Source organism: Mesorhizobium sp. M4A.F.Ca.ET.090.04.2.1 (assembly GCF_003999085.1).
GTDB lineage: Bacteria > Pseudomonadota > Alphaproteobacteria > Rhizobiales > Rhizobiaceae > Mesorhizobium.
The window spans coordinates 1-3382 of record NZ_RZOT01000611.1 but is presented as its reverse complement, the minus strand read 5'-3'; the positions used below and the strand labels follow the sequence as shown (position 1 = coordinate 3382).

Below are 3382 nucleotides of genomic sequence, written 5' to 3'. Positions count from 1 at the left end.
AGATGGCCGTCGGCGGCGCGCCCTGCCTGGTAAACCGCATCACCTATACTGGGGACCTCGGCTACGAGATCTGGATGGCGCCCGCCTATCAGCGCCTCGTCTACAAGGCGATCAAGGAAGCTGGCGAGGAGTTCGGCCTCGTCGATTTCGGCATGCGCGCCCTGCTGTCGATGCGCCTTGAAAAGAACTTCCCGACCTGGTTCCGCGAATTGCGCCCGATCTACGGCCCGTTCGAAGGCTCGATGGACCGCTTCATCAAGCTGGAGAAGAACGACTTCATCGGCCGCGAGGCGTCCGCCAAGGAGCTCGCCGAGGGGCCAAAACTGCGCCGGGTCTCCTTCATCGTCGATGCAGCGGATGCGGACGTGATGGGCGACGAGCCGATCTGGGCCAAGGTCAGCAAGGACTACGGTACGGTGGAAAAGCCACATGGCTATGGCGCGCCTCGCTTCGACACCACAGGCAAGGAAGTGCGCGGTTCGCAGGCTGCCGAAGGCGCCTCCGCAGTGCGCGGCATCGCCGATGGCGACTGGCGTGTGGTGGGCTGGGTCACTTCGGGCGGCTATGCGCACTATGTTCAGAAGTCGATGGCGCAGGGCTATGTGCCGGCGGCGTTGGCCGAGGACCAAAGCGCCGGTCTGTTCGAGATCGAGATACTCGGCCACCGCCGTCCGGCCCGCATCAATGTCGAACCGCCCTTCGACCCGAGCGGCGAGAAGATGCGCACTTAAAAGGGCGACAGCGCGTGTTGGATCGTGTAGGTGGCGTTTCGACCAAGCACGGTTCGAGCGGCCGCGATGGGAAGACGACGTCCTTGCAGCATCTAGAGAAATGGACCGACTGGCTTTGCGACGACAAGGCCGGTCCACTCAACGCCGCGCTCGCCTTTGCCGTCATATATTGCCTTGTCCAGGTCGTGGTGATGACGCTGTCGTCGCATTGGGCAGGCACTGGCGTCGGCGTCGATGAATCCGAGCAATTGATGGTGATGCGGGTCCTTGCGACTGGCTACGGCAGTTCGCAGCCACCGCTCTACACCTGGCTTGCCCACCTGACGGCCTCGCTGGTCGGAACCAACGTCCTCGCCCTGAAGATCGTGAAGTATGGTCTGCTGGCCGGAGGGCTCGCCTCATACTTCACCGCGGTACGTCGGCTAGGCTACTCGAGTCGCGCGGCCGCGGCCGCAATGTTCGGGCTGCTTCTGTTTCCACAGATCATCTGGGAAATGCAGCATGCCCTCACCCACTCGGTCGCCATATTCTGCTTTTCGTCGGTGCTGTTCCTGGCGCTGGTCGAGGTGTTGAAGCGGCGATCCCTCGCCGCCTATGTGCTGTTTGGCCTGGCAACTGCCGCGGCGATGCTCTCGAAATACAACAATGTCGTCTTTATCGCCGCGCTGTTTCTGGCGGCGCTGTCGCTGCGCGAAACCCGCGCGGCGATCTTCGACCGCCGCTTCCCGATCAGCATTATGGTGGCCATCCTTGCCTGTCTGCCGACATTCCACTGGAGCTTCGCGCATCTTGAAGACTTGCTGTTGCATAGCGACGGCTTCGGCGTTGCCGAGGGTGGCAGCGCGGCGGCGACTGCATCGCTCGGCGTGTTCGGGTTGGGCAAGGCGATACTCAACTTCGCCGGGCTTCCGATCGCCGTCTTCGCCGTTGCGTTCTTATTGGCAATCAGGAAATCCGCGCCATCGTCACAGCCCTGGCCGTGGCCCGAGACGCTGGTCTGGCGCGCGTTTGCTCTTGCCTTGCTGATCACGCTGGTGGTGGTGCTGGCGGGCGGCGTAACGCAATTTCGCGATCGTTGGATGCTTCCCGTTTTCGTTTTGCTGCCCGCCGCCCTCGCCATGCGTCTGGATGCCATCGGCGACAGGGGCAAGAAGACGCAAGCCACGATTGTCTTCGCCGGCGCCGTCCTCGCCATCCTCGTGCTGCCGGTAAGCTGGTACATGCAGGTGTACGGCGGAGACAGCCGCGGGCGCATCGTGCGGATGGACTATCATTCGCTGTACAGCCAGCTCATGTCCGACGGGCCGGTTCGCACTGTGATATCCAGCTGGTTCTGGGCCGGCAATTTGCGTCTTGTCGATCCCGATCTCGTCGTGCTCGACGACGAGATACCCGATTTCGCCCCGTCGATCCGCGAACCCGCCGTGCTTGTCCTGGCGGCGGACGACGGCGAGCCGAATTCGGTCATTTTCGACAGGATCGCCAACGCCGGCTATGCGATGGAGACCATCCATCGGCAGGTTGCGGTACCTCAGTTGCTCGGCGGTACGCCCACGACCCGCCAGCTCACGATAACCAGACTCTACAAGATCACGGCGCAATAGCGGCACCAGGAGAGCCCGCATGGAGACGCAACGCTTCGGCCGCCATCGCAAGATCATGCCGTTCGAACCGGATGCGGCCGGCTCCGTCGAGGCGTTGCGCGAAGCCTCCCGCCAGAAGGCGGCCTCGCTCAACCAGCATGTGCTGGGCTACGGGGCGTTCGCCGAGGCCGAGTGGCAGGCGGCCGGCATTGCCGCTCCCGATCTTGCGGCCATACGCGAATACCGGCTCGGCAGAATACGTGCCGAGTTGAAGCGGCGCGACTACGCCGGCGCGCTGCTCTACGATCCCGTCAACATCCGCTACGCGACCGACTCGACCAACATGCAGCTGTGGGTCGCGCACAATCCGACGCGCCACTGTTTCGTTGCCACCGAGGGACCGGTGGTGCTATTCGATTATTTCTCCTGCGAGCACCTGTCCGATCATTCCGGGGTCGTCGACGAGGTGCGGCCGGCGGTGTCGTGGATGTATCTCTACAGCGGCGAGCTGACGTCATTGAAGGTCCGCCGCTGGGCCGCAGGCATCGCCGATCTGGTTGCGCAACATGGCGGCGGCAACCACCGCATCGCGGTCGACCACATCAATCCGGAGGGCGCCGAGGAGCTAGCCCGCCTCGGCGTCAGTATCGGAAATGGCGAGGCAGTGATGGAGAGCGCGCGGCTGATCAAATCGCCGGACGAGATCCTCGCCATGCGCCGCTCGATCGTCGCCTGCGAGGCGGCGATGGGCGAGATGGAACGGGCGCTGAAACCAGGCATTTCCGAAAACGAGCTCTGGGCGGAGCTCCATCGCGGCAACATCGCGCGCGGCGGCGAATGGATCGAGACCAGGCTGCTGTCTTCCGGTCCGCGCACCAATCCGTGGTTCCAGGAGTGCTCGTCGCGCGTCATCAAGGAAGGCGATCTCGTCGCCTTCGACACCGATCTGATCGGCCCGTATGGCTTCTGTGCCGACCTCTCGCGCACCTGGCTCTGCGGCGACGGAAAACCGTCGGACGAGCAGCGCGATCTCTTCCGCATCGCCGCCGACCAGATCGCCCACAACAC

At 63.7% G+C, this 3382-nt stretch carries 3 protein-coding genes; all 3 read left to right on the top strand.

Annotated features, from left to right (window positions below):
• Positions 1–731, top strand: a 731-nt coding sequence (locus tag EN781_RS29095) for a glycine cleavage T C-terminal barrel domain-containing protein (RefSeq protein ID WP_145965699.1), incomplete at its 5' end; no start/stop codon positions are given.
• Between the two features lie 191 nt (positions 732–922).
• Positions 923–2335: a glycosyltransferase family 39 protein gene (locus EN781_RS29090; protein ID WP_245455660.1), complete on the top strand. Its 1413-nt coding sequence runs from the start codon at positions 923–925 to the stop codon at positions 2333–2335.
• 19 nt (positions 2336–2354) lie between these two features.
• A partial coding sequence (locus tag EN781_RS29085; protein WP_145965698.1) for a Xaa-Pro peptidase family protein occupies positions 2355–3382 on the top strand: 1028 nt, incomplete at its 3' end.

Bases quoted from the DNA above. Each gene is read 5' to 3' on its own strand.
- EN781_RS29090 (WP_245455660.1), top strand. From the start codon at position 923: ATGACGCTGTCGTCGCATTGGGCAGGCACTGGCGTCGGCGTCGATGAA.